Raw genomic sequence first — 24,791 nt, 5'->3', positions numbered from 1 at the left:
ATCTGTCTGCACGCAACGCGGCGTGGCGCGATCAGTCGATGATCATGATCGCGTCGACTTCGAACGCGGCGCCCTTCGGCAGGCCCGACACTTCGATGGTGGAACGGGCCGGGAACGGGGCCTGGAAGTATTCCTGCATGACCGCGTTGACCTTGGCGAACTCGCCCAGGTCGGTCAGGTACAGGCCCAGGCGCACCATCTTGTCCAGCGAGCCACCGGCTTCCTCGGCCACGGCCTTGAGGTTGTCGAAAGCGCGGCGGGCCTGTGCGGTGACGTCGCCGGCGACGATCTCACCGGTGGCCGGGTCCAGCGGGATCTGGCCGGAGAAGTACACGGTGTTGCCGGCGCGCACGGCCTGCGAATACGGGCCAATGGCGGCCGGGGCGTTGGCGGTGTTGATGATCTGGCGGGACATGGACAGCTCCAGTCTGGAAAAAGGTGCGCCATTGTAACGTCGCCACCTTGGCAGGCAGCTGACCGGGCAGCACAGCCCTTGGACAAAATTTCAACAGCGTACGGGAAACCTTGTGCAACAAGGGCTGCGCAGGCTTATCCACAACTTGTGGCAGCAACCGGACACAGCCTGTGTGGATAGCCGACGCAAGCATCCACAGGTGCTGGACAAAATATCACCAGCTTTCGCAGACCATTGCAGCACAAGGGCTGCGCGGGCTTATCCACAACTTGTGGAACCCACAGGGCACAGCCGTTGGGGATAACCGCAGCAGTGCGTAGCCATGCTCGGCAGGGTGGCAGTCCCGGCGGAGCCTGTTGCCGAGCACTGCTGCACTACCGGCCAGGCATCAACCGGCGAGGGCGGCCTCGCGCGCGGTCGGGTTGAGCGTGGGCTCGCCCACCTTGCGCAGCGTGTTGCGGTCGGTGTGCGCGAACGGCTCGCTGCGGTCCGGGATCACCAGCATGGTCTGCTGCTGGTAGGACCAGCTGCCATCGTCATTGATGGTCACGTCGATGTCGTAGCTCTCGGTGCGGAAAGCATGCTCGAGGAACGGGTTGGAGCTGATGCCATTGGTCATCGAACCGCGCTCGGCGCGCAGCTGGAAGCGCTTGGCATCGGGCGCCGCCTTGCCGACCGCCATCGCGGTCTGCCCGCGCGGGATCGAGAGCGTCTGGATGATGGTGCCGGTAGCCGGCTCCCACAGCCAGTAGCCAACCTGGTCGTGGAAGGTCTCCACCTCGCCCGGCTTGACAATGCGGGTGTGGTAGCGCAGGCCATAGAACAGTTGCGGCCCATTGGGCTGCGCGTCGATCGGCTGCATTTCCACATGTTCGATGTAGGCCTGGTGTTCCGGGCCATCGGCCTTGGGGTTGACGTCCATGCCACGTCCACCGATCCACACACCGGCCAGCGCCGCCAGCGGCCCGAGGTTGGCCAGGGTGTCGGTATCCGGGGTGGGTTCGGTGTAGATGTCCTGCGGAAACGTGGTCATGAAAGCACTGCCAGTGGGGGTGAACCCACCTATGGTACGCAGAACCTGCGGCAGGTTCCTGCGCCCCATCCACAGCATCTGGACAAAATATCACCACGTTCTGCAAAGGCTTGCGGCACAAGGCCTGCACGTCCTTATCCACAACTTGTGTCAGCCGCAGGGCACAGCCTGTGTGGATAGCTGCAGGAACGATTCCGTCGTGCCGAGCCATGCTCGGCATTGGGGTCGCTCGGGAAGGCCCCTTGCCGAGCATGGCTCGGCACTACATGGATCGCTGTTGCGGCTGGACAAAAAATCGCCACACTCTGCAAAGGCTTGCGGCACAAGGGCTGCAAGCCCTTATCCACAACTTGTGTCAGCCGCAGGGCACAGCCTGTGTGGATAGCTCCAGGAACGATTCCGTAGTGCCGAGCCATGCTCGGCATTGGGTCGCTTGGGAAAGCCCCTTGCCGAGCATGGCTCGGCACTACAGGGGATCGCTGTTGCGGCTGGACAAAAAATCGCCACATTCTGCAAAGGCTGGCGGCACAAGGCCTGCACGTCCTTATCCACAGCTTGTGTCAGCAGCAGGGCACAGCCTGTGTGGATGGCTCCAGGAACGATTCCGTAGTGCCGAGCCATGCTCGGCATTGGGGTCGCTTGGGAAAGCCCCTTGCCGAGCATGGCTCGGCACTACAGGGGATCGCTGTTGCGGCTGGACAAAAAATCGCCACACTCTGCAAAGGCTTGCGGCACAAGGGCTGCACGCCCTTATCCACAACTTGTGTCAGCAGCAGGGCACAGCCTGTGTGGATAGCTGCAGGAACGATTCCGTCGTGCCGAGCCATGCTCGGCATTGGGATTGCGTGAGATCGCGCTGGAAGGCCTCTGCCGAGCATGGCTCGGCACTACTGGAATTGCCTTATTGGCGGCGTACCGCCTGCACTACCTGCAGGCGCCGCAAGCGGCGCATGACTTCCGCCAGGTGGTTGCGGTCGCGGACCTGGATGTTGAAACACAGCACCGCGGCGTTGAAATCGCGATCCAGGTAATCCACCCGCTCGATGTTGGAGTGACTCTGGGCGATGGCGGCGGCCAGCTGCGCCAGCACGCCGGTACCGTTCTCCACTTCCACCACCAAGGCGGTGTCGTAATCGCCAACCACGCTGGTGTCCCAGCCAATGGGTACCCAGCGGTCCGGCGTCTTGCGCAGCTCGGCCAGGTTCGGGCAATCCATGCGGTGCACCACGATGCCCTTGCCGGCAGTGTGGTAGCCCATGATCTCGTCGCCAGGGATGGGCTGGCAACAGTTGGCGAAGCTGACCACGCCGCGCTCGCTGCCATTGATCAGGATCTTCTCCTGCGCACGGTGCGCCGTGCCGCCCGCACGCAGCTCGGCGTAGGACATCAAGGCCTGCGCAGCCTGCGTTGGCATCCAGTTACCCAGCGCCACGTCGGCAAGGAAGGCCTCCAGGCGCGGGTAACGGTGCTCGTTGAGGAAGGCGTCCAGGCGGCCCTTGGGCAGGCGCTCGATCGAGCTGTCCATTGCTTCCAGCGCACGGTCCAGCATGCGATGGCCCAGCTGCACGGCATCTTCGTGCTCCAGTTGCTTGAGCTGGTGGCGGATGGCGGTGCGTGCCTTGCTGCTGACCACGAACTCCAGCCACTGCGGTTTGGGCGAGGCCGAGCGCGCGGTGATGATCTCCACCGTCTGCCCGCTGGCCAGGCGCGTGCGCAGCGGTACCAGTTTCTTGTCCACCCGCGAGGCCACCGCGCGGTTGCCGACGTCGGTGTGCACCGCATAGGCGAAGTCCAGCGCGGTGGAATTGCGTGGCAGGGCCAGGATCTTGCCTTTGGGCGTGAACAGGTAGACCTCGTCCGGGAACAGGTCGACCTTGACGTTGTCGAGGAACTCCAGCGACGAACCGGCCGTGCGCTGCGAATCGATCAGCTCGACGATCCAGGCATGCGCGCGGCTCTGCGCGCTGTTGGGGCCATCGCCACCGAATTTGTAGGTCCAGTGCGCGGCCACACCGCGCTCGGCGATCAGGTCCATTTCCTCGGTACGGATCTGCACCTCGATCGGCGAGCCATACGGGCCAAACAGCACCGTGTGCAGCGACTGGTAACCATTGGCCTTGGGGATGGCGATGAAATCGCGGAAGCGCCCGTCCAGCGGCTTGAACGCGGCATGCACGCCGCCCAGCGCGTGATAACAGTTGGGCACGTTGCGCATCACCAGGCGGAAGCCGAACACGTCCATCACCTGGTCGAAACTTTTGTTCTCCTCGCGCATCTTGGTGTAGATGCTCCAGGGGGTCTTGATGCGGCTGATCAGGCGGTGCTCCAGGCCTTCGCGCGCCAGCCGCTGCGACAGCTGCACTTCCACCTGCGCCATCGACTCACGCCGCACCACCGGCTGGCTGCGGATGTGTTTTTCGATGATGGCGTGGCGCCACGGGTACAGCGCGCGGAAGCCCAGGTTCTGCAGCTCGGACTTGATCAGGTTCATGCCCAGGCGCTGGGCGATGGGCGCATAGATGTCCAGCGTCTCCATCGCGATGCGGCGGCGTGCCTCGGCACTCTGCGCGCCCAGGGTACGCATGTTATGCAGGCGGTCGGCCAGCTTGATCATGATCACGCGCAGGTCGCGCGACATCGCCAGCAGCATCTTGCGGAAGCTCTCCGCCGCCGCTTCCTGGCGGTCGCGGAACTTGAGCTTGTCCAGCTTGGTGACGCCATCGACCAGATCGGCCACGGCCTGGCCGAACTCGGCGGCCAGCTCCTCGCCGGTGAGCGGGGTGTCCTCTATGGTGTCGTGCAGGATGGCCGCGATCAGGGTTTCCACGTCCAGGCCAAGCTCGGCCAGGATGCGTGCCACCGCCACCGGATGCGTGATGTAGGGCTCGCCGGACTTGCGGGTCTGGCCGGCGTGTGCGGCCGCGCCCACTTCCCAGGCGCGACGCAGCAGCGGCAGCTGCTCGGCGGGGAGATAGCTGGCTGCGCGTTCGAATTGCAGTACATAGTCAGGTACCGCCCCGCCCGCGGGCGTGGCTACCTGGGCGGAAGGGCCTGGGTTCATGGCGAAAGACTATGCCAGCGCGCGTGCTTCGGCAAACCCCACAATGCAAAACAGCCCGCTTGCGGCGGGCTGTCTGCAGACAACGTCAATCAATGCCACAGAGGCGATCAATCGTCGTTCTTGGACATGTCTTCGTCGGCGACCACTTCGGCGGCGGCCCACTCCAGTGCTTCACGCTCGGCACGCTCGCGCTCGGCCTTCTCGACTTCCTCGATCAGCGTGTTGTCGATCTTGCGGGCAGCGATCTCGCGCAGCGCCAGCACGGTCGGCTTGTCTTCGCTCTCGCTGTTGTCGATCGTCGCCTGGACGCCATTGGCCAGCTGACGGGCGCGCTTGGACGCCATCATGACCAGCTCAAAGCGGTTGTTAACGACTTCCAGGCAATCTTCTACGGTAATGCGGGCCATGCGGGCTCCCGGCGACCTGCACGGCCGCTCGAACGAATGAGGGAAAGGGGGGCGATTGTAGGGGCAGACCCGGGCCGAAATCAAGTCGACGCCTGAACAGCCCCTTTGGGATCAATCACTTGCTCAGTTTTCAGGGGTCAACAACGAGGCAATCAACTGGGCGTGACGCTGCTGCTGCGGCTCCCGCCGCAGGCGGCTGGCGGCAAAGATGGAACACATCTCGCCCACCGCGGTGTCAAAGTCCTCGTTGACGATGACGTAGTCGAACTCGTCGTAATGCAGCATTTCCTCGCGCGCGGCGGCCAAGCGCTGGGCCATGACCGCCTCGCTGTCCTGGCCACGCTTGCGCATGCGCTCATCCAGCGCCTGCCGCGACGGCGGCAGGATGAACACGCTGACCGCGCCCGGCACCTTCTCACGCACCTGGCGCGCTCCCTGCCAGTCGATTTCCAGCAGCACGTCCTTGCCGGCCGCCAGCTGCGGTTCCACCGACTGCCGGGCCGTACCCTTCCAGTCGCCATGGACCAGCGCGTGCTCGAAGAAATCGCCGGCAGCGATCATCTGCTCGAATTCGGCGGCGGGGACGAAGTGGTAGTGCTTGCCGTTCTCCTCGCCCGGGCGCATGGCCCGCGAGGTGAAGGAGATCGACAGGGAAATGTGGGGGTCGCGCGCCAGGGTGGCGTTGACGATGCTGCTTTTGCCGGCCCCGGACGGGGCAGCGACGATGTAAAGGGTGCCACGCATGAAGAGTGGGCCAGCGTCGGAATGGCCCGGCATTGTACCGGCGCGGGCTGGTCTGTGCAGGATCGGGGGTTCATGGCCCCCAATTACCGCGCGGCAGCGGCTCCACCTGTAGTGCCGAGCCATGCTCGGCTGGGCCTTACCGGCAACCCTGTTCCGGTAGAGCCGAGCCATGCCCGGCTGGACCTTGCCAGGAAAGCCTCTGCCGAGCATGGCTCGGCACTACAGTTTCGGCCCCTCTCCCGTATGCGGAGAGGGGTTGGGGTGAGGGCAGCTTTGCTGGGAACGCTTCTGCCCAGCATGGCTCGGCACTACCCTTACTCGATGTTCTGCACCTGCTCGCGGATCTGGTCGATCAGCACTTTCAGTTCGACGGCGGCATTGGAGGTGCGTGCGTCCACCGACTTGGAGCCCAGCGTATTGGCCTCGCGGTTGAACTCCTGCAGCAGGAAGTCCAGGCGGCGGCCGACCGGCTCGCGCTGGCGCAGCACCCGGCGGATCTCGGCGATATGGCTGCCCAACCGGTCCAGTTCCTCATCCACGTCGAGTTTCTGCAGCCACATCACCAGTTCCTGCTCGGCGCGGCCGGGGTCGACCGGATGCGGCAGGTCGGCCAGGCGCGCGGCCAGCTTCACCCGCTGCCCTTCGCGAATGGCCGGGATCAGTTCGCGCACCTCGGCGGCGATACGCTCCACCGCGTCCACCCGCTCGCTGATCGCCGTGGCCAGCTTGTCGCCTTCACGCTCACGCGCGGCCACAAAGCCATCCACCACTTCGTCCAGCAGCGCCAAGGCCTCGGCCTGCAGGGCCGCCGCGTCGGTGCTTTCTGCCTGCAGCACGCCCGGGTACTGCAGCAGCTCGGTGAAGCCGATGCGCATGTCCGGGAAGCGTGAATGCAGGCGCCGGGCCAGGTCACCCAGTTGATCCACCAGGGCCTCGTTGACCGACAGCGAGGTGGCGGTTTCCGGCGCACGCAGGCGCATCATCAGGTCCAGCTTGCCGCGGCTCAGGCGCGCGGCGATGCGCTCGCGCAGCTGCGGCTCCAATGAACGCAGGTCCTCGGGCAGGCGCACGCCCACTTCGAGGAAACGATGGTTGACCGAGCGCAGTTCGCAACCCAGGGTGCCCCAGGGGGTGACGCGTTCGCCGCCGGCATAGGCGGTCATGCTTCGAATCATTGGAATTCCGGTGCGTTGCAAAGGGTGAATGGTAACCTAGGCACCCTTGGATGCCGGCCCTGCGGCCGCCCGGGCGCCCCACCCGCTGCTCTGTTGCTCTCTCGTTTATTGGACCCCCCATGACCTTTTCCCGTCCCAGCGGCCGCCAGGCCGACCAGTTGCGCACCGTCACCATCGAGCGCTCGTTCACCCGCCATGCCGAAGGTTCGGTGCTGGTGAGCTTTGGTGACACCCGCGTGCTGTGCACCGCCAGCGTTGAAAACCGCGTGCCGGGCTTCCTGCGCGGCAAGGGCGAAGGCTGGGTCACCGCCGAATACGGCATGCTGCCGCGCTCCACCCATACCCGCTCCGACCGTGAAGCCGCGCGCGGCAAGCAGGGTGGCCGCACCCTGGAAATCCAGCGCCTGATCGGCCGCACCCTGCGCGCCTGCATCGACCGCAACGCGCTGGGCGAGCGCACCATCACCCTGGACTGCGACGTGCTGCAGGCCGACGGCGGCACCCGCACCGCCGCCATCACCGGCGCCTATGTGGCCCTGGTGGATGCAGTGAACCTGCTGATGAAGCGTGGCGAGATCAAGCGCAACCCGTTGTTCGGCGCGGTGGCCGCGGTCTCGGTTGGCGTCTACAAGGGCCAGCCGGTGCTGGACCTGGATTACGCCGAGGACAGCGACTGCGACACTGACATGAATGTCGTGATGAATGATGGCGGCGGCTTCATCGAGCTGCAGGGCACCGCCGAAGGCCACGCCTTCCGCCGTGACGAACTGGACGCGCTGCTGGTGCTGGCCGAAAAGGGCATCCGCGAGCTGTTCGACGCACAGCAGGCAGCACTGGCACAGGCATGAACCAGCGCATCGCCCTGGTCACCGTGGTGGTCGCCGATTACGACGAAGCCATCGCCTGGTACACCGGCAAGCTCGGCTTCCAGCTGCTGCAGGACCTGGACCAGGGCCGCAAGCGCTGGGTTGTGGTCGGCCCCACTGATGGCAGCGCCGCCGCGCTGCTGTTGGCGCGTGCCAGCGACGAGGAGCAACACAGCCGCATCGGCAACCAGACCGGCGGCCGCGTTGGTTTTTTCCTCAACACCGATGACTTCTGGCGCGATCACGCGGCCATGAGCGCGCGCGGCGTGGAGTTCCTCGAACCCCCGCGCGAAGAATCCTATGCCACCGTGGCGGTGTTCCGTGACCTGTACGGCAACACCTGGGACTTGCTGGAGCCCAAGCAATGAAACTGGTACTGGCCAGCGGCAACGCCGGCAAACTGAAGGAACTGCAGGCCATATTGGCCCAGCTTCCGCTGCAGATTGTGCCGCAGCGCGAGCTGGGCGTGGACGACGTGCCCGAGACCGGCCTGACCTTCGTCGAGAACGCGCTGATCAAGGCCCGCCATGCCTGCGCGGTGACCGGCCTGCCAGCGCTGGCCGACGACTCCGGCCTGATCGTCGATGCACTGGACGGCGCGCCCGGCCTGTATAGCGCGCGCTACGCCGGCAGCCCCACCGACGATGCTGCCAACAACGCCAAGCTGCTTGATGCGCTGCGCGATGTCCCGGCCGAACGCCGCACCGCGCGCTTCTACGCGGTGATCGTGCTGCTGCGCCATGCCAACGACCCGCAACCGCTGATCTGCGAAGGCAGCTGGGAAGGGCGCATCATCGACGAACTGCGCGGCAGCAACGGCTTCGGCTACAACCCGGTGTTCCTGGATGAAGAACTCGGCCTGACCGCCGCGCAGATGGAACCGGCGCAGAAGAACGGCCGCAGCCACCGCGCCAAAGCGCTGCAGCTGTTGTTGCAGCGCATGTCGCAACTTGCGTTCGATTGACCACGGAGATCAGGCAATGACGCCACGCCGCTATCGGACCCGGATGGGGCTTGTGCAGCTCGTCGCCATTCTGGGCGCTGTGAGCGGCACGATAGTGGGCGCCCTGCTGGCGTATGACGGGGAGCAATCCTGGCTCGCACTTCCGCTTTGGGCGCTGGGCTGCGCACTGGTCATTTCACTGATCGCTGCTCCCATCCTGTGGCAACGCGTGGTGCTGGATGAGCGGGCTGGCCAGCTCCGTTACCACAACATCGCCACCGCGCATCGCTGGCGCAAGGTGGACCTGGTGGACGTGCTTGAGGTCCGCTACGACAACTTCGCCGACAAGCGCAAAGCCATGGTTTCCGGCCTGTATCTGCACATGCGCAATGGCATCCGGCCGGCGCGCCACCGTCTCATGGACAACGAGGCCGGCAGTTACCAAGGGCCGTCACCGATGTTCCGCGATGTCAGCGCAGCCGTCCTCCGTGCACAACCACGTTCGCTGGTCGATCCAATCCTGCTGGCCGGGCAATAGCGCCTGTAACCCTGTACTCCCACTCTTTCCAACAGCCGTCCATGCCGCACTCCCACGACCACTGCAACCACCTTCCCGGCGAATCCTGCGCGATCGATCACGGTCACGCTGCCGGCCTGCAGCTGGTACCGCCACCGCTGGCGCTATACGTGCACCTGCCGTGGTGCGTGCGCAAATGCCCGTACTGCGATTTCAACTCGCATGCCGGCAAGGGCGAGTTGCCGTTCGATGCCTATATCGATGCCTTGATCCGCGACCTGGACCAGGACCTGCCGCTGGTCTGGGGCCGGGTGGTCAGCAGCGTGTTCTTTGGCGGTGGCACACCCAGCCTGTTCCCGCCCGAAGCGATCGATCGCTTCCTGCAGCAGGCCAGCGCACGCCTGCGCTTCGCCCCGAACCTGGAAGTGACGCTGGAGACCAACCCCGGCACCGCCGAGCACGGCCGCTTCGACCGCTACCGCGCAGCCGGGGTCAACCGCATCAGCTTCGGTATCCAGACCTTCAACGACGAAGCGCTGCAGCGATTGGGTCGCATCCACGACAGCAACGAGGCCGAACGCGCGGTCAAGCTGGCCCAGGACGCCGGCTACAACAACTTCAACATCGACCTGATGTACGCGCTGCCGCAGCAGACCCTGGCCCAGGCCGAGCACGACCTGGAGCGTGCGTTTGCCCTGGAACCCACGCATATCTCGCACTACCAGCTGACGCTGGAGCCGAACACCGTGTTCTTCGCCAAGCCGCCACAGGGTATCCCCGACGAAGACAGCGCCTGGGACATCCAGGAGCATTGCCAGGCCCTGCTCGGCGAGCGCGGCTACGGCCAGTACGAGGTCAGCGCCTATGCGCGTGACGGCTGGCAGTGCCAGCACAACCTGAACTACTGGCGCTTCGGCGACTATCTGGGCATCGGCGCCGGCGCCCACGGCAAGATCAGCTCCGGCGCCGAGCAGCACGTGCTGCGCCGCTGGAAGCACAAGCACCCGCAGACCTTCATGGACACCGCCGGCAGCGCGGCCAGCATCGGTGGCGATGACGTGATCAGCGCCGAGCGCCTGCCGTTCGAGTACATGCTCAACCTGCTGCGCCTGCACGAAGGCTTCAGCCTGCGCGATTTCGAATCGCGCACGGGGTTGTCACGCACGGTACTGCTGCCGGCCTTGCAGGAGGCCAGTGCACGCGGCTGGCTGCTTGCCGACAGCAGCGGCCAGCATTGGGTTCCGACCGAACTCGGCCGTCGCTTCACGAACGACGTTGTAGGGCTTTTCCTGACATAACAACCAGTAAAAGTGGCGAACACGTCACCAAAGTGATAGAAATCACGCCCCAAGGGGCAGGGATCACTCAGATGTCAGGGACCGCATCACGCACTTCCAAGCAGGCGCTGGAGCGTATTGCCGGCGCGCCAGCGCCCGCGCGCGTGCGCGAGCTGCTTGAAAGCGTCTATCTGACCGCGGTGGAAGTGCTGTACACGCCGCTGCAGCTGACCATGGTCGAGCTGGAAAGAGCCTTGTTCCAGAGCGCTGAAAAAGCACGCAACAGCCAGGTGCAGGCCGATGTCTATGCCCAGATGCGGCTGCTGCGCGACACCGCCGAGCGTTTTCCCAAGAGCTACCTGGACGCCCTGGCAGCACAGCTGGCCGACCTCAAGAGCCTGCCCACACCGGTCGCCGAGGAGCGCGCCAAACCCAGCTTCAAGACCATGACCCTGGTCGAAGACACCGACATCGACCGCGACATCGTGCTGCACGACATGGCCCGCCGCGAGAGCAGCCGCGGCGTCAGCGCCATGCAACTGCTGGGGCAGCGGTTTGCGGTACTGGCGGCGCAGCCGGCCTTCGACAGCGAACGGCTGCCCACCGGCCCGTACTCGCTGTGCCGCGCCCTGCGCGACAGCGGCGAACAGCTGCAGGTGAATCTGGAAACCCAGCTGCTGCTGTACCAGGTGTTCGACCGGCAGGCGATGGAGCGGCATACCGAACTGTGCGACCGCCTCAACATCCTGCTGGCCCGCGAAGGCATCCTGCCCGGGCTGGTCTACCGGCCTTACCTGGTCCGCCCCTCGGCACCCCGCGGGCATGGCCCAGGCAGTGTCGCCGGCAACCCCGCCGACGCCCCCCGCAACGCCGGGCAGGCACCGCTGACCAGTTGGCAGGGACAAGGTCCGGCGGCCTCCTGGACACAACTGCCCAGCGCCGCTCCGGCAGCGGCGCCCGCCGCGGTGGCAGCGAAGCCGCAGGCCGATGCGGCCAGCGCTGCCAGCCTGCATGCCCTGCTGGATGCCGCGCGGCAGACACTTTCCCGCCAGGCACCTGCCACTGGCGGCAGCATTGCCTCACTGGCCGCCAACACGGTCGATGCCAGCGGACAAAGCATCTTCGCCGGTGCGGGCGTCGCTGCTGGCGCAGCCATGCAACCCCAGCCTGGCGTAGGCCCGCAGGCGGGCACCTCAGCTGCCCTGCCGCCGATGACCTCGCCCCAGGCTGCCCCCAAGGCGGTGCCCAGCGATGCGGTGATGGGGGTGCTGGGCAAGCTGCAGGCGCAGGCCGCCGCGCCCGGCGCGCGCCGTGGCTTCAAGGATATCCACGACGCATTGCTGGCCCAGCTGCGTGCCGAACACGGCAGCAACGCCGCGCTGTCCAGCCAGGATGCCGACACCCTGGACCTGCTGGGCATGCTCTATACCCAGATCCAGCGTGAAGTCCGTACCGAGGGCCCCGCCGCCGACCTGCTCAACCAATTGCAGGTGCCTTTGGCCAGGGCCGCGATCCGTGACCAGAATTTTTTCCAGCGCGACCAGCACCCGGCCCGTGAACTGCTCAATGCGGTGGCCGAATCCGGTGCGGTCTGGCTCAGTGACGACGACAGCGACCCCATGCTGTTGTACAAACTGGGCGAAGCGGTTGAAAAGGTCGTTACCGACTACGAAGGCGACGAATCGGTTTTCGTCGAGGCCAACGAACGCATCCAGACCCATCTGCGCGGTGCCGCCCGCCGCGCCGAAGTGGCCGAACGCCGCCAGGTGGAAGCCGCGCGCGGCAAGGAAAAACTGGAAGCGGCCAAGCAACTGGCGAACCGCAGCATCGATGAACTATGTGCCAGCGAGGCACCGCCAAAGTTCGTGCAGACGCTGCTGCGCAAGGCGTGGGCCGATGTGCTGACCCTGACCCTGCTGCGCCAGGGCGAGCTGTCCGACGAGTGGCAGCAGCGCCTGCAGGCCACCCGCCGCATCAGCCAGATCACCCGCCTGCCGCCGGGCGGTGCTCCCGACATCGCCTTCGGCGAGCAGATCGAGGACGCACTGCTGCAGGTGGGCTACCACCGCGACGAAGCTGGCGCCATCGCCCGCCGCCTGTCCTCGCCCGGCGGCGACGACGACGTCACCTCCAAGACCGAACTCAGCGCAAAGCTGAAGGCGCGTTCGCGGCTGGGCGAAGCCGGTGACCGTGACGAGGAGGAAGAACGCAGGAAGAATGCCCAGCCCGAGCGCAATGCCACCGAAGAAGGCTTCTACCGCCAGCTGCGTACCCTGCCCTTTGGCACCTGGTTCGAGTTCACCATCAACCAGCAGGGCGACAGCCGTCGCCAGCGCCTGTCCTGGTATAGCCTGATCACCGACAACGCGTTGTTCGTCAATCAACGCGGGCAGAAGGTGGCCGAGCACTCACTCGATGCACTTGCGCGCTTGATGGCCGGTGGCCAGCTGCGCATCGTCACCGAGGACCGTGGCCGCCTGATTGACCGTGCCTGGCAGGCCACCCTGCGCACCTTGCGCGCCATTGCCGGCACCGACACCAACGCCGCGGAGGGCGCATGACCACCGAAACCCGTCGCGCCCCACGCCTGCCGGTGCCGTCGCTGATCGCGGTCCGTGACCAGATGACTGGCGCAGTGATCGGCCGGCTCAGCAATATTTCCGAAACCGGCATGCTGCTGATCGCCTCCAGCGGGCTGCACGAGGACGCGCTGTACCAGTTGCAGTTCGCTATTCCCGACGGGCGCGGCGGCCAGACCACGATCGATGCGGGTGTGCACCTGTTGTGGCGCGAACCAGCGCAGGCGCCGGAGCAGTCCTGGGTGGGCTTTCGCTTCCTGACCCTGCCCAAGGAGCAGCGCGAACACCTGGTGCACTGGATAGAAGAGAGCCTGCCGGCACCCTGAGTGCCGAAACCGGCACAGCAGCGGCAAGCCGTTTGCGGCAGAATCATGGCCTGTATTCCGTACCGACCAGCGAGCCACCGCAATGAACCAGCAAGATCCCGGCGCCCTGTATTCCCAGCATCTGGGCGAAATGATCCGCCGTGCCGATACGGCCCTGGCCCGCGCTGGCTACGACCACCTGGTGGTTCCCAGCGGCACCCAGCACTATCAGGTGTTCGACGACCGCGACTATCCGTACGCGGTCAACCCGCAGTTCAAGACCTGGCTGCCGCTGACCAAGCTGCCGTACAGCTGGCTGATCCACACCCCGGGCAAGCGCCCGACCCTGGTGTTCTACCAGCCCTTCGATTACTGGCACGTGGTGCCGGGCGCTCCCAGCGGCTGGTGGGTGGAACATTTCGACATCCAGATCATCCGCAAGCCGGAAGAGGCGCTGGCCCTGCTGCCGGCCGACCCCAGCCGCTGCGCCATCCTCGGTGAGCCGCAGAGCGCGCTGGGCGGTTTTGCCCCCAACAACCCGCCGGCGGTGATCAACTACCTGGAATGGCACCGCGGCTACAAGACCGCCTACGAGATCGCGCTGATGCGTCAGGCCCAGGTCCTGGGCGTACGCGGCCACCGCGCCGCCGAGGCGGCGTTCCGCGCCGGTGCCAGCGAGTTCGAGATCCACATGGCGTATTGCAGCGCCGTCGGCCAGGACGCCAATGAGCTGCCGTACGGCAACATCATCGGCCTCAACGAACACGCCGCGGTGCTGCATTACACCGACCTGGGCAAGCAGGCCCCGCAGCTGCTGCGCAGCTTCCTGATCGACGCCGGTGCCTCGGCCCATGGCTATGCCAGCGACATCACCCGCACCTATGCCGCGGCGGGCCACGATGAGTTCCAGGCCTTCATCGACGCGATCGACGCCGCCCAGCTGAAGATGTGCGCGGCGGTGCGGCCCGGTTTTGACTACAAGCAGCTGCACATCGATGCGCACCTGTCGCTGATGGGCATCCTCAAGGAGTTCGGCGTGATCACTGTCTCGCCGGAGACCGCGCTGGCCACCGGTGTAAGCGCGGCCTTCTTCCCGCACGGCATTGGCCATCTGATCGGTGCGCAGGTGCACGACGTGGCCGGCTTTGCCGCCAGCGAGGACGGCGGCCGCATCGAGCGCCCGGCCGGTCACCCCTACCTGCGCATGACCCGCGTACTGGAGCCAAGCATGGTGGTGACCATCGAGCCGGGCCTGTATTTCATCGACATGCTGCTGGACGAAGTGAAGAAGGCCGGCAATTGCGCCAGCGTCAACTGGGACCGTGTGGATTTCTTCCGTCCCTATGGCGGCGTACGCATCGAAGACGAGGTGCTGTGCACCGAAGGCGAAGCGGACAACCTGACCCGTCCGGAATTTGCCGCGCAGGCGTAATGGTCTGCCGGGGCGGCGTGTAGCTGCTGCCCTGGTTATCGGAATACACCGTTGATGCAGTTGACTGCGGCCTGGCGAAAGCTGGGCCGTATTCGTTTGCACCTTATTCGGTGGCGATCGAGGTCGGCTTCCCGGGTGCGCTGACGCTTACCCGGGCTACGTACATTGGCACCTGCCCTCCCTTGCGCAAAGCGTAGGGGAGGGTATGGGAGGGGTGCAGTTGCTTTGGCTTTGGCTTTGGCTTTGGCTTTGGCTTTGGCTTTGGCTTTGGCTTTGGCTTTGGCAGTTGCAGTTGCAGTTGCCGTTGCCGTTGCCGTTGCCGTTGCCGTTGCTCTAAAGCTCTTGATCCACCGGGCCCCTTCCGCAGCGACGGAGCTGGCAGACAAGACCCCGTACGGGGCGACGTGCATGGATGCACGTCGTTTTTCGACGATACAGGGATGTATCGTCGAAAAATCCTGCCAGCGGAGTGGACCTGTAGCGCGCAGCGCGGAAGGCGCGTAGGCAGGGTGTGCTTTCTTTGGGCCACGTTTCTTTGCACAAGCAAAGAAAGGTGTGCTCGCGCGCCGAAGGCGGGCGAAAGCCCTTGACCTTGATTGCTGTGCTGTTGCTGCTACTACAGCTGCTACTGCTGGAGCTGGAGCTGGAGCTGGAGCTGGAACGAGAGCAAGAGCAAAGGCTTTCACTCCCCTTCGGGGAGCGAGTTACTTTTCTTTGCTTGTGCAAAGAAAAGATAACCAAAAGAAAGCACACCCTGCCTCCGCGCCCACGCCGCTACGCGTCGCGGGTCCACTCCGCCGCCGGGATTTTTCGACGATACATCCCTGTATCGTCGAAAAACGACGTGCGTCCTGCACGTCGCCCCATTCGGGGTCTTATCCGCCGGCTGCGTCGCTGCAGAAGGGGCCCGTAAATCAAAAGCTTTAGAGCAACGGCAACGGCAACTGCAACGACAACTGCAACGGCCAAAGCCAAAGCAACTGCCCCCTCCCATACCCTCCCCTACGCTTTGCGTAAGGGAGGGCAAATGCAAAGGCAATTGCAACAGCTACCTATGCGCCCCTTACACCTCAGCGCTGGGCCATGAAGGCCTCGATTTCGTCGGCACTACGCTCCAGCGCAGCCGTCAGCACCTGGTGCCCGTCCTCGGTGATCAACACATCGTCCTCGATGCGGATCCCAATCCCGCGCCAACGCGCCTCCACACTGCGATCGTCCGGCGAGATGTAAAGCCCCGGCTCGATCGTGAACACCATGCCCGGCTCCAACAGGCGCGACTCCCCCGCCACCCGGTAGTCGCCAACATCGTGCACGTCCAGACCCAACCAATGGCCAGTCTTGTGCCGATAGAAGCGCTGGTAGTGCCCCTCGATGATGTTCTCTTCCAGATCGCCCTGCAGCAGCCCCAAGCGCAACAAACCCTCGGTCAGGACCTCCACCGCAGCCAGATGCCCCTCCTCATACGCAATGCCCGGCAGCGCCTGCTCCAACGCCGCCGCCTGCGCCGCCAGCACCAGATCGTGCAGCGCACGCTGCTCGGCACTGAACTTGCCGCTGACCGGAAAAGTGCGGGTGATGTCACTGGCATAGCCGCGGTACTCGGCACCGGCGTCGATCAACACCAGATCACCCTCGCGGCTGCCGCTGCTGTTGGCGCGGTAGTGCAGCACGCAGGCATTGGTACCCGCACCGACGATGCTGTTGTAAGCCGGCCAGCCATCGGCGGCACGGAACGCGCGCTCGACCTCGGCCTGCAGCTCATACTCGTGGATGCCCGGCCGCGCCGCGCGCATCGCCGCACGGTGCGCCCGCACGCTGATGTCGGCCGCCGTCTGCATCAGCGCGATCTCATCGGCCGACTTGAACAGGCGCTGCTCATGCAGCAGGTGGCCCAGTTCCAGGAATTCATGCGGCGGCTGCGCGCCATGCCGTACCTGCGAGCGTACCCGGTTGACCCAACCGATCAGCTTGAGATCAAAGTCCGCATCGCGCCCGAAGTGGTAGTACACCCGCGAACGGCCTTCCAGCAGACCGGGCAGGATTTCATCCAGGTCGTCGATCGGATAGGCGTCGTCCATGCCGTAGCGCGACACCGCGCCGTCCTGGCCCTCGCGCGGGCCGTCCCAGGCTTCGCGGTCAGGGTCCCGCTCGCGGCAGAACAGGATCACCTCGCCGTGCTTGCGGCCCGGGATCAATACCAGCACCGCCTCCGGCTCCTGGAAACCGCACAGGTACCAGAAATCCGAGTCCTGGCGGTAGGGGTAGAAGGTGTCGTGGCTGCGTACCCGTTCCGGTGCGGCCGGCAGCACCAGGATGGCATCGTCACCGGCCGCCTCCATCAGTTGGCGGCGGCGCAACACATATTCGGCAGGGGTGATCCCGGACAGACGCTTCATCGCCGCCCTCAGTTCAGGCTCTGCCGGTGGCGCGAGCCCATCACGCAATCGCCATGCAGCAACAGCGCGGCCACCCGCACGAACTCCTCGATCTCGGCCAGTGCGTCCTCGTCCTCGTCAGCGCTGTCGAACTCATCGCTGGAGGCCTGCGCCAGGCGCGCCAGGTCCTGCAGTGCCTCCTCGCCTTCCTCGCTGAGCACCGGCCGCTTGCCCGACGCCAGGCCGAAGCCGCCCAGGAATGCACGGCACCACTCGAACAGCGCATCGGTGCGCACCTGCAAGGGCGCTGCGGCATCGGCCAGTACCAGCTCAAAAGCAAAATCGCGGTCCTCCAGTTGCGCGACCGTGGCCTGGCGCAGCTGGTCCAGAACGCTGCCGGGCTCCGGCGCCGGCAGGCCATCATCAGCCAGCACCTTGGCCGGCCAGGCCGGCACGTCGGCGCCGCCGGCAGCCAGCCAGCCACACAGGCCACCGTGCAGTTCGGCCGGGGAAGCACCCAGGCCCAGCGACTTGCTGGCCTGGAGGATGTCGTTGACGACAGGAAGATCGGTCATGTCACAGGTCTGTCAAAGCGGAGAGGAACGCTGCCGCGGGGAACCGTGCAGCGGCCCTACAGTGTATCAACCACGCTGTACTCTCCATCTTGACCGCCCCTCACCTGCATGCCTATCGTGCCGCCCATGGACGCCTTCGACCCCGCTGGCCAGCTGCTGGCCCTTGTCTCCCGCATCGAGCTGCTGCTCGAGCGCAACCAGCGGCTGAGCGATGAGAACCGCAGCCTGCGCCAACAGCAGGAGCAATTGATCAGCGAGCGCTCGCAGCTGCTGACCAAGAACGAACAGGCCCGCTCGCGGGTGGAAGCCATGATCAACCGCCTCAAGTCGCTGGAACAGCACACATGAGCCAGAACGAACCGGTCAGCGTCCACATTCTTGATCGCGAATACACCGTGGGCGTGGAGCCCGGCGAGCGCCAGAGCCTCACCGCTGCCGCGCGCATGCTCGATGGCAAGATGCGCGAAATCCGCGGCAGCAACCGCATGGCCGCCGTGGACCGGGTGGCGGTATTGGCCGCGCTCAACCTGGCCCATGAGCTGCAGCAGGTACGCGACGAGCAGGCGGCGCAGCAACAGCGCTTCCAGACGGCGTTGAATGATCTGAACCGGCGCCTGGATATTGCGGTCGACAACGCACGTTGACCAGCCTGAGTTGCTCAGGCTGATGAATTGGTAAATGACCGACGAACGGACTGCACCTGCGCGCGCAACCTCGCTATACTGGCCTCGCGTTCTCTGCTGTGAACGACGGCGTGTGCAAACATTCGCCTTGTCCCTTAATTACGACCACGGGGGCGCGACGGAGCCGGGTGTGCAAGTCCGCCTTGTAGCGGGAAGCCCGATGGCCCCCCAGCGTTCCCACTTGAACCCCGGGTTCAAGGTCGTTTCGCACGCATCGTCACCGCGGAGAATGCAATATTCCAGAACGGCGCCCAACGGGCGCCGTTCTTTTTTTGTCTTTTTTCCTTCTCCCTCCGGGAGAAGGTGCCCCGAAGGGGCGGATGAGGGTGAGCGCGAAGCCTCATGCATGTTGATCTCACATCGCTTCACCCGCACCTTCTCCCCAACCCCTCTCCCGACGGGAGAGGGGCTTCAACTCTCTGCCCGCAGATTTTTCCCCGATGACTGCCGATCCCCGCCAACTCCTCCGCCAACAACTGCGCCAGCGCCGCCGCGATATTCCTGCTGCCGAGCGCATCGCCGCGGCCGAAACCCTGGCCGCGCACCTGCTGTCCCTGCCTTTCGCCGGGGTCAGTGGGCATGTCGCCGGCTACTGGGCAATGGACGGCGAGATCGCCCTGCACCGCTGGCAGATGCAGCTGCCGCCACAGCAGACCTATTGCCTGCCGGTGCTGCACGGCAAGCTGCTGCGCTTCGCGCCGTGGCGTCCGGGCCAGGCCCTGGTCAGCAACCGCTACGGCATTCCCGAGCCCGACGTGGACCCGGCGCAGGCACTGCGGCCGGAGGAAATGGCCTTGGTCGTCGCGCCGCTGGTGGGCTTTGATGACAGCGGCCGGCGGCTGGGCATGGGGGGCGGCTGGTATGATCGCAGCTTCGCATTTCGGCAGCGCCAGGCCGCGCCGCCGTGGCTGGTGGGGGTAGGTTTCTCCGCCCAGCAGGTGCCGTCACTACCGGTCGAGGACTGGGACGTGGCGGTAGATGCCATCTGTACCGAGCAGGCCACTCTCTACCCGGAACCGTTGAACGCATGACCGCCCGCAAGCGCTACTGGCTGATGAAGTCCGAACCGGACGCCTTTTCCATCGACGACCTGCAGCGCGTGGGCACCGAGCCGTGGAATGGCGTGCGCAACTACCAGGCGCGCAATTTCATGCGCGACGGCATGAAGGTTGGCGACGGCATCCTGTTCTACCACTCCAACACCAAGGTGCCGGGCATCGTCGGCGTCGCCACGGTGGCCAGCGAGGCCTACCCGGACGACACCCAGTTCGACCCCGAATCCGATTACTACGACCCCAAGAGCACGCGCGAACAGCCGCGCTGGATGCTGGTGGACGTGGGTTTTGAGCGCAAGCTGGCGCAGGTGATCGCGCTGGACGAGATCAAGCTGCATGCCGAGGAACTGGGCGAAGGCTTTCCGCTGACCGCCAAGGGCAACCGCCTGTCGGTGTTCCCGGTTACCGCCGCACAGTGGAAGCTGCTGCTGTCGCTGGAAAAGCGGTGATTGGGGAGTCGGGATCGGGGATTCGACAAGAGCGCTGCACTGCAGCCCATGCGAATCTCGAATCTGCCTTTCCCTATCCCGGCAACCCAAAAGTTCGCCACACCCCGCCTTTGCGTATCCCCAATCCCGACTCCCCAATCACCAAGCAAACAACCATGTCCGAAGCCAAGCGCCTGGCCGCCGAAAAAGCCATCGAGTACGTCCAGAAGGGAATGATTGTCGGTGTCGGCACCGGCTCCACCGTTGCCTACTTCATCGAAGCCCTGGCCCGCATCAAGGACCAGATCGAAGGCGCGGTCTCCAGTTCCGACCAGAGCACCGCCCTGCTCAAGGGCCACGGCATCGAGGTGCTGGACCTGAACCACACCGGCGGCCTGTCGCTGTACGTGGATGGCGCCGATGAGTGCGACGGCAACAAGAACCTGATCAAGGGCGGCGGTGCCGCGCTGACCCGCGAGAAGATCATCGCCGAGGCCAGCAAGCAGTTCGTCTGCATCGTCGACCCGAGCAAGCAGGTCAAGGTGCTGGGCAAGTTCCCGCTGCCGGTGGAAGTGATCCCGATGGCACGCAGCCTGGTGGCCCGCGAGATCCTGGCCCTGACCGGCGGCCAGCCGGTGTGGCGCGATGGCGTGGTCACCGACAACGGCAATCTGATTCTGGACGTACACAACCTGTCCATCACCGATCCGGTCAAGCTGGAGCAGCAACTCAACCAGATTCCGGGCGTGGTGACGGTCGGCCTGTTTGCGCGCCGCCCAGCCGACGTGGTCATCGTCGGCGGCGAGCCGCCACAGGTGCTGTAAGCCGAGCCCGCGCAACTCTGGCTGCTGGTTCGGCTGTTTCGGCTGTTGCTTTGGCTGTTGCTGTCGCTGTTGCTTTGGCTGTCGCTGTTGCTTTGGCCGTTGCTTCGGCTTCCGCTGTTGCTTGTCCCTTCTCCCGTTCACGGGAGAAGGTGCCCGAAGGGCGGATGAGGGGAAGCCTTTGACTTCCCCCCTCCCGCCTGAACACCTCCCAGGAACCAGGTCCCCAACCATGTTCAACGCCTCCCTGCGTACCCTCTTCACACTGTCCCTGCTCGCCCTGGCCGGCTGCGCCAGCGCCGACGGCAAGCATTGGGTGGAACTGGCCGGTACCCGCTACCAGGTGGAACTGGCGCAGAACGACGAAAGCCGCGCCCGCGGCCTGATGTTCCGCGAACAGATGGAAACCGACCACGGCATGTTGTTCATCCACGACCGCGAGGAACCGCAGGCGTACTGGATGAAAAACACCAAGATCCCGCTGGATATCCTGTACTTCGACAGCCAGCGCCGCCTGGTCGGCCAGCAGCGCGATGTCCCGCCGTGCTCGGCCGGTGACATGTGCCCGCCCTACCCCAGCTTCAACCCGGCCCTGTACGTGCTGGAACTCAACGCCGGCCAGGCCGCCAGGCTCAAGCTGCAGGACGGCGCCGAGCTGACCTTCGGCCCGGGCATCCCCACCGGCAACTGAGCGGCCGGCCCAAGTTGAACAGCGGCGCCCTTGAACCGGCGCCGCTTTGCCGCCAGTCTTGGGCCATGTCTGAAACGCGTATTACCCTGCCGCAGTGGGATGAACTGGCCGGCCTGCCCGACGAGGCGCTGCCGCTGCTGCCGACTGCCCTGCTGATCGCCCGCGATGAATACCCGCAGCTGGACCCGGCCGAGTACGACCGCGTGCTGCAGGCCCACGCGGACCACCTGCGGGTGGAAGTGGATGCCATCGGCGAATGGCCGCTCAAGGTTGCCGCCATCAACAACCACCTGTTCAACGAGGTCGGTTACAGCGGCGACAACGACGAGTACTACGACCCGCGCAACAGCTACCTCAACGAGGTGTTCGAGCGCCGCCTGGGCAACCCGATCTCGCTGGCCCTGGTGCAGATCGAGGTCTCGCGCCGGCTCGGCCTGCCGCTGGAAGGCATTTCCTTCCCCGGCCATTTCCTGGTGCGGCTGCCGGTGGAAGACGGGGTGCTGATCATGGACCCGTTCAACGGCGGCCGTCCGCTGGGCGTGGACGAACTGCGCGAACGCGCCCGCAGCAACCTGGGCGGCGAAACCCCGGACGACAACGTGCTGGCGCAGATCCTGGACCCGGCCCCGCACCGCGCCATCCTGATGCGCATGCTGCGCAACCTGCACGGCGTCTACGCCGAGCGTGGCGAGTGGGACCGGGCAGCGCGCAGCGCCGACCGCATCCTCAAGCTGGCGCCCGAACAGGCCGATGCCGTGCGCGACCGCGGCCTGGCCTATCTGCAGTTGCAGTACCTGGCTGGCGCCCGCACCGACCTTGCGCGCTATCTGAAGATGGAGCCCGAGGCGAACGATGCGATCAGCATCCGCGAGCGGCTGGTCGACCTGGGCGGCGAGCGCCCAAGACTGCACTGAAACGTTTCCCGCAGGAGCAGCGTCAATCCAGCTCGACCATCTCGAAGTCATCCTTGGTCACCCCGCAGTCGGGGCAGGTCCAGGTGTCGGGCACGTCTTCCCAGCGCGTGCCCGGGGCGATGCCTTCTTCCGGCAGGCCGTCGGCCTCGCGGTAGATGAAGCCGCAGACGACACACATCCAGGTGCGCAGGGTGGAGGCCGTAGCGTCGGACATCGGGGATAATCACCGGACAAAGAAGCGGCGTTGATTGTCACATTCCCCACGCCGTACCGGTAGCCATACATGACCCAGCTTGCCGACGCCCGCGGCGTCTACCTGATCACCCCCGACGAAACCGACAGCGCGCGCCTGCTCGAGCGGGTCCGCCCCTTGCTGGCCGGCACTACCTGGCTGCAATACCGCAACAAGGCGGTGGATGCGCCCACCCGTCTGGCCCAGGCCACTGCCCTGCAGGCACTCTGCGCCGAAACCGGCGTGCCGCTGATCATCAATGATGATGCCGCACTGGCCCTGCAGGTCGGCGCCGCCGGCGTGCACCTGGGTGAAGACGATGGCGACATCGCTGCTACCCGTGCCCTGCTCGGCCCGCAGGCCATCATTGGTGCCTCCTGCTATGACGAACTGGTGCTGGCGCAGCGCGCGGTGGCCGCCGGCGCCAGTTATGTGGCCTTCGGCGCCTTCTTCCCCAGCCGCAGCAAGATCACCCCGCGCCGCGCCAGTCCGGAGCTGCTGCGACAAAGCGCCGCACTTGGGGTGCCACGTGTGGCGATTGGCGGGTTGACCCCGGACAATAGCCGGGCGGTGGTGGACGCTGGTGCAGACCTGATCGCGGTGATCAGCGGCGTGTTCAGCGAGGCGGACCCGGTGGCGGCGTTGCAGGCTTATCGAGGCTGTTTCCAGCACAAATGACATCTTCCTTCTCCCTCCGGGAGAAGGTGCCCCGAAGGGGCGGATGAGGGTACGGGCGAAGCCAAGAGATTCGAGGCGAGCCCTACCCTCTCCCCAACCCCTCTCCCGAGGGGAGAGGGGCCTTGAACTACTGCCTTATCCAGGAGTTTCACAATGAACCACGCCCAATCCCACGCCCTGTTCACCCGCGCGCAGACCTTGCTGCCGGGTGGCGTCAATTCACCGGTGCGTGCGTTCAAGTCGGTCGGCGGCGAACCCTTCTTCGTGCAGCGCGCCGATGGCGCTTACCTGCATGACGTGGATGGCAACGCCTATATCGATTACGTCGGCTCCTGGGGCCCGATGATCGTCGGCCACAACCACCCGGCCGTGCGCGAGGCCGTGCAGCAGGCGATCGGCAACGGCCTGTCGTTCGGTGCGCCCTGCCCGGCCGAGGTGACCATGGCCGAAACCATCACCCGGCTGGTGCCGTCCTGCGAGATGGTGCGCATGGTCAACTCCGGCACCGAGGCCACGCTGTCGGCCATCCGCCTGGCGCGCGGCGCCACCGGCCGCAACAAGATCATCAAGTTCGAAGGCTGCTACCACGGCCACGGCGACTCCTTCCTGGTCAAGGCCGGTAGCGGCATGCTGACCCTGGGCGTGCCGACCTCGCCGGGCGTGCCGGCCGGGCTGAGTGAACTCACCCTCACCCTGCCGTACAACGATTTCGAAGCAGCAACCGCACTGTTCGAGCAGCAGGGTGCGGATATCGCCGGCCTGATCATTGAACCGGTGGTCGGCAACGCCAACTGCATCCCGCCGCGCGAAGGCTATCTGCAGCATCTGCGCGCCCTGTGCACGCAGTACGGTGCACTGCTGATCTTCGACGAAGTGATGACCGGCTTCCGCGTCGCCCTGGGCGGCGCGCAGGCGTACTACGGCATTACTCCGGACCTGAACACCTTCGGCAAGGTCATTGGCGGCGGCATGCCGGTAGGCGCCTATGGCGGCCGCCGCGAGTTGATGTCGCAGATCGCACCGGCCGGCCCGATCTACCAGGCAGGCACGCTGAGCGGCAACCCCGTGGCCATGGCCGCCGGCCTGGCGATGTTGCAGCTGGTGCAGGCGCCGGGCTTCCACGAGCGCCTGACGGCAGCAACCAACACGCTCTGCGATGGCCTGGAAGCGGCTGCGCGCGAGGCCGGCGTGGCCGTGACCACCAATCGCGTCGGCGGCATGTTCGGCCTGTTCTTCACCAGCGAGAAGGTCGAGACCTATGCGCAGGCCACCGCCTGTGACATCAAGGCCTTCAACGTGTTCTTCCACGCCATGCTTGAGCGCGGCGTGTTCCTCGCCCCGTCGGCCTACGAGGCCGGCTTCCTGTCCAGCGCGCATGACGATGCGGTGATCGAAGCCACCCTGGTTGCAGCACGTGAGGCGTTCAAGGTGGTTGCGGCGGGTTGATCCGCCCACAGCGGCAATGATCGAAACAATGCCCCTCTCCCGCCCGCGGGGTGAGAGGGGCAGCTTGCGAACTACATGTTCGCGCTGCCCGTCGAACGCCGTTGCGCCGGCGCAAGCGCCGGGGCGCGGAGTGGGGGTT

26 protein-coding genes and 1 other RNA gene are annotated in these 24,791 nt (G+C 65.5%); 18 read left to right on the top strand and 9 right to left on the bottom strand.

Annotated features, from left to right (window positions below):
* Positions 1–31 precede the first annotated feature (31 nt).
* The 6 genes from B2527_RS04850 to B2527_RS04825 all read right to left on the bottom strand — a co-directional run bounded on the left by B2527_RS04850 (position 32) and on the right by B2527_RS04825 (position 6,835).
* Positions 32–415: a RidA family protein gene (locus tag B2527_RS04850; protein WP_057629049.1), complete on the bottom strand. Its 384-nt coding sequence runs from the start codon at positions 413–415 to the stop codon at positions 32–34.
* Between the two features lie 388 nt (positions 416–803).
* Positions 804–1,448 carry an FABP family protein gene (locus B2527_RS04845; RefSeq protein WP_293706408.1) on the bottom strand — a complete coding sequence of 215 codons (645 nt, stop codon included), beginning with the start codon at positions 1,446–1,448 and terminating at the stop codon, positions 804–806.
* Between the two features lie 901 nt (positions 1,449–2,349).
* Entirely contained in the window at positions 2,350–4,509 is a 2,160-nt protein-coding gene (locus tag B2527_RS04840) for a RelA/SpoT family protein (protein WP_293706407.1), read from the bottom strand.
* Between the two features lie 107 nt (positions 4,510–4,616).
* Positions 4,617–4,916, bottom strand: coding sequence for a DNA-directed RNA polymerase subunit omega (gene rpoZ, locus B2527_RS04835; RefSeq protein WP_293706406.1), 300 nt, complete (start codon positions 4,914–4,916; stop codon positions 4,617–4,619).
* A 123-nt stretch (positions 4,917–5,039) separates the two neighbouring features.
* Complete coding sequence (gmk, locus tag B2527_RS04830; protein WP_293706405.1) at positions 5,040–5,660, bottom strand: guanylate kinase; 621 nt, start codon at positions 5,658–5,660, stop codon at positions 5,040–5,042.
* Positions 5,661–5,974: 314 nt separating this feature from the next.
* Positions 5,975–6,835, bottom strand: coding sequence for a YicC/YloC family endoribonuclease (locus B2527_RS04825; protein WP_293706404.1), 861 nt, complete (start codon positions 6,833–6,835; stop codon positions 5,975–5,977).
* 119 nt (positions 6,836–6,954) lie between these two features.
* Between B2527_RS04825 and rph the strand changes: the two genes are divergently transcribed.
* The 8 genes from rph (at position 6,955) to pepQ (ending at position 14,754) form a co-directional block, all read left to right on the top strand.
* The gene (gene rph, locus B2527_RS04820; protein ID WP_293706403.1) at positions 6,955–7,683 is read left to right on the top strand and encodes a ribonuclease PH; all 729 of its coding nucleotides are present in this window, start codon (positions 6,955–6,957) and stop codon (positions 7,681–7,683) included.
* A complete protein-coding gene (locus tag B2527_RS04815; protein ID WP_293706402.1) occupies positions 7,680–8,069 on the top strand; it encodes a VOC family protein in 390 nt (129 codons plus the stop codon). The genes rph and B2527_RS04815 overlap by 4 nt, the downstream gene beginning before the upstream one ends.
* A complete protein-coding gene (gene rdgB / locus B2527_RS04810; RefSeq protein ID WP_293706401.1) occupies positions 8,066–8,665 on the top strand; it encodes an RdgB/HAM1 family non-canonical purine NTP pyrophosphatase in 600 nt (199 codons plus the stop codon). Before B2527_RS04815 ends, rdgB begins: the two co-directional genes overlap by 4 nt.
* Before the next feature lie 16 nt (positions 8,666–8,681).
* Complete coding sequence (locus B2527_RS04805; RefSeq protein ID WP_293706400.1) at positions 8,682–9,182, top strand: hypothetical protein; 501 nt, start codon at positions 8,682–8,684, stop codon at positions 9,180–9,182.
* A gap of 41 nt (positions 9,183–9,223) precedes the next feature.
* Positions 9,224–10,459: a radical SAM family heme chaperone HemW gene (hemW, locus tag B2527_RS04800; protein ID WP_293706399.1), complete on the top strand. Its 1,236-nt coding sequence runs from the start codon at positions 9,224–9,226 to the stop codon at positions 10,457–10,459.
* Positions 10,460–10,530: 71 nt separating this feature from the next.
* The gene (locus B2527_RS04795) at positions 10,531–12,999 is read left to right on the top strand and encodes a DUF1631 domain-containing protein (RefSeq protein ID WP_293706398.1); all 2,469 of its coding nucleotides are present in this window, start codon (positions 10,531–10,533) and stop codon (positions 12,997–12,999) included.
* A complete protein-coding gene (locus B2527_RS04790) occupies positions 12,996–13,343 on the top strand; it encodes a PilZ domain-containing protein (RefSeq protein WP_293706397.1) in 348 nt (115 codons plus the stop codon). Before B2527_RS04795 ends, B2527_RS04790 begins: the two co-directional genes overlap by 4 nt.
* Positions 13,344–13,425: 82 nt before the next feature.
* The gene (gene pepQ, locus B2527_RS04785; RefSeq protein ID WP_293706396.1) at positions 13,426–14,754 is read left to right on the top strand and encodes a Xaa-Pro dipeptidase; all 1,329 of its coding nucleotides are present in this window, start codon (positions 13,426–13,428) and stop codon (positions 14,752–14,754) included.
* Positions 14,755–15,824: 1,070 nt separating this feature from the next.
* Here pepQ and pepP read toward each other — a convergent pair.
* Together pepP and B2527_RS04775 are read right to left on the bottom strand one after the other, a co-directional pair.
* Positions 15,825–17,150: a Xaa-Pro aminopeptidase gene (gene pepP / locus B2527_RS04780; RefSeq protein ID WP_293706395.1), complete on the bottom strand. Its 1,326-nt coding sequence runs from the start codon at positions 17,148–17,150 to the stop codon at positions 15,825–15,827.
* 8 nt (positions 17,151–17,158) lie between these two features.
* Positions 17,159–17,704: a YecA family protein gene (locus B2527_RS04775; protein WP_293706394.1), complete on the bottom strand. Its 546-nt coding sequence runs from the start codon at positions 17,702–17,704 to the stop codon at positions 17,159–17,161.
* Positions 17,705–17,830: 126 nt separating this feature from the next.
* Here B2527_RS04775 and B2527_RS04770 point away from each other — a divergent pair, with 126 nt between their 5' ends.
* The 8 genes from B2527_RS04770 to B2527_RS04735 all read left to right on the top strand — a co-directional run bounded on the left by B2527_RS04770 (position 17,831) and on the right by B2527_RS04735 (position 22,296).
* Complete coding sequence (locus B2527_RS04770; RefSeq protein WP_293706393.1) at positions 17,831–18,052, top strand: TIGR02449 family protein; 222 nt, start codon at positions 17,831–17,833, stop codon at positions 18,050–18,052.
* The gene (locus B2527_RS04765) at positions 18,049–18,348 is read left to right on the top strand and encodes a cell division protein ZapA (protein WP_293706392.1); all 300 of its coding nucleotides are present in this window, start codon (positions 18,049–18,051) and stop codon (positions 18,346–18,348) included. Before B2527_RS04770 ends, B2527_RS04765 begins: the two co-directional genes overlap by 4 nt.
* A gap of 87 nt (positions 18,349–18,435) precedes the next feature.
* A non-coding RNA gene (ssrS, locus tag B2527_RS04760) (6S RNA) lies at positions 18,436–18,620 on the top strand.
* Positions 18,621–18,827: 207 nt separating this feature from the next.
* A complete protein-coding gene (locus tag B2527_RS04755; protein WP_293706391.1) occupies positions 18,828–19,418 on the top strand; it encodes a 5-formyltetrahydrofolate cyclo-ligase in 591 nt (196 codons plus the stop codon).
* A complete protein-coding gene (locus tag B2527_RS04750) occupies positions 19,415–19,891 on the top strand; it encodes an EVE domain-containing protein (RefSeq protein ID WP_293706390.1) in 477 nt (158 codons plus the stop codon). Before B2527_RS04755 ends, B2527_RS04750 begins: the two co-directional genes overlap by 4 nt.
* A gap of 155 nt (positions 19,892–20,046) precedes the next feature.
* Entirely contained in the window at positions 20,047–20,694 is a 648-nt protein-coding gene (gene rpiA, locus B2527_RS04745; RefSeq protein ID WP_293706389.1) for a ribose-5-phosphate isomerase RpiA, read from the top strand.
* Between the two features lie 229 nt (positions 20,695–20,923).
* A complete protein-coding gene (locus B2527_RS04740; protein WP_293706388.1) occupies positions 20,924–21,382 on the top strand; it encodes a DUF192 domain-containing protein in 459 nt (152 codons plus the stop codon).
* Between the two features lie 65 nt (positions 21,383–21,447).
* On the top strand, positions 21,448–22,296 hold the full coding sequence (locus B2527_RS04735) for a SirB1 family protein (protein WP_293706387.1): 849 nt from the start codon (positions 21,448–21,450) through the stop codon (positions 22,294–22,296).
* A gap of 22 nt (positions 22,297–22,318) precedes the next feature.
* On the opposite strand, the gene B2527_RS04730 is transcribed toward B2527_RS04735, so the two are convergent.
* Positions 22,319–22,510, bottom strand: a complete 192-nt coding sequence (locus B2527_RS04730) for a rubredoxin (protein ID WP_293706386.1) — start codon at positions 22,508–22,510, stop codon at positions 22,319–22,321.
* A 69-nt stretch (positions 22,511–22,579) separates the two neighbouring features.
* On the opposite strand from B2527_RS04730, the gene thiE reads away from it, so the two are divergent.
* Positions 22,580–23,206 (top strand): thiamine phosphate synthase, encoded by a 627-nt coding sequence (gene thiE / locus B2527_RS04725; RefSeq protein WP_293706385.1) that lies wholly within the window; start codon positions 22,580–22,582, stop codon positions 23,204–23,206.
* Positions 23,207–23,359: 153 nt separating this feature from the next.
* Complete coding sequence (gene hemL / locus B2527_RS04720; protein ID WP_293706384.1) at positions 23,360–24,652, top strand: glutamate-1-semialdehyde 2,1-aminomutase; 1,293 nt, start codon at positions 23,360–23,362, stop codon at positions 24,650–24,652.
* The last annotated feature ends 139 nt before the right edge of the window (positions 24,653–24,791 follow it).

It is taken from the genome of Stenotrophomonas sp. UBA7606 (genome assembly GCF_002477705.1).
Classification (GTDB): domain Bacteria; phylum Pseudomonadota; class Gammaproteobacteria; order Xanthomonadales; family Xanthomonadaceae; genus Stenotrophomonas.
This window is presented reverse-complemented; position numbering and strand designations above follow the sequence as displayed.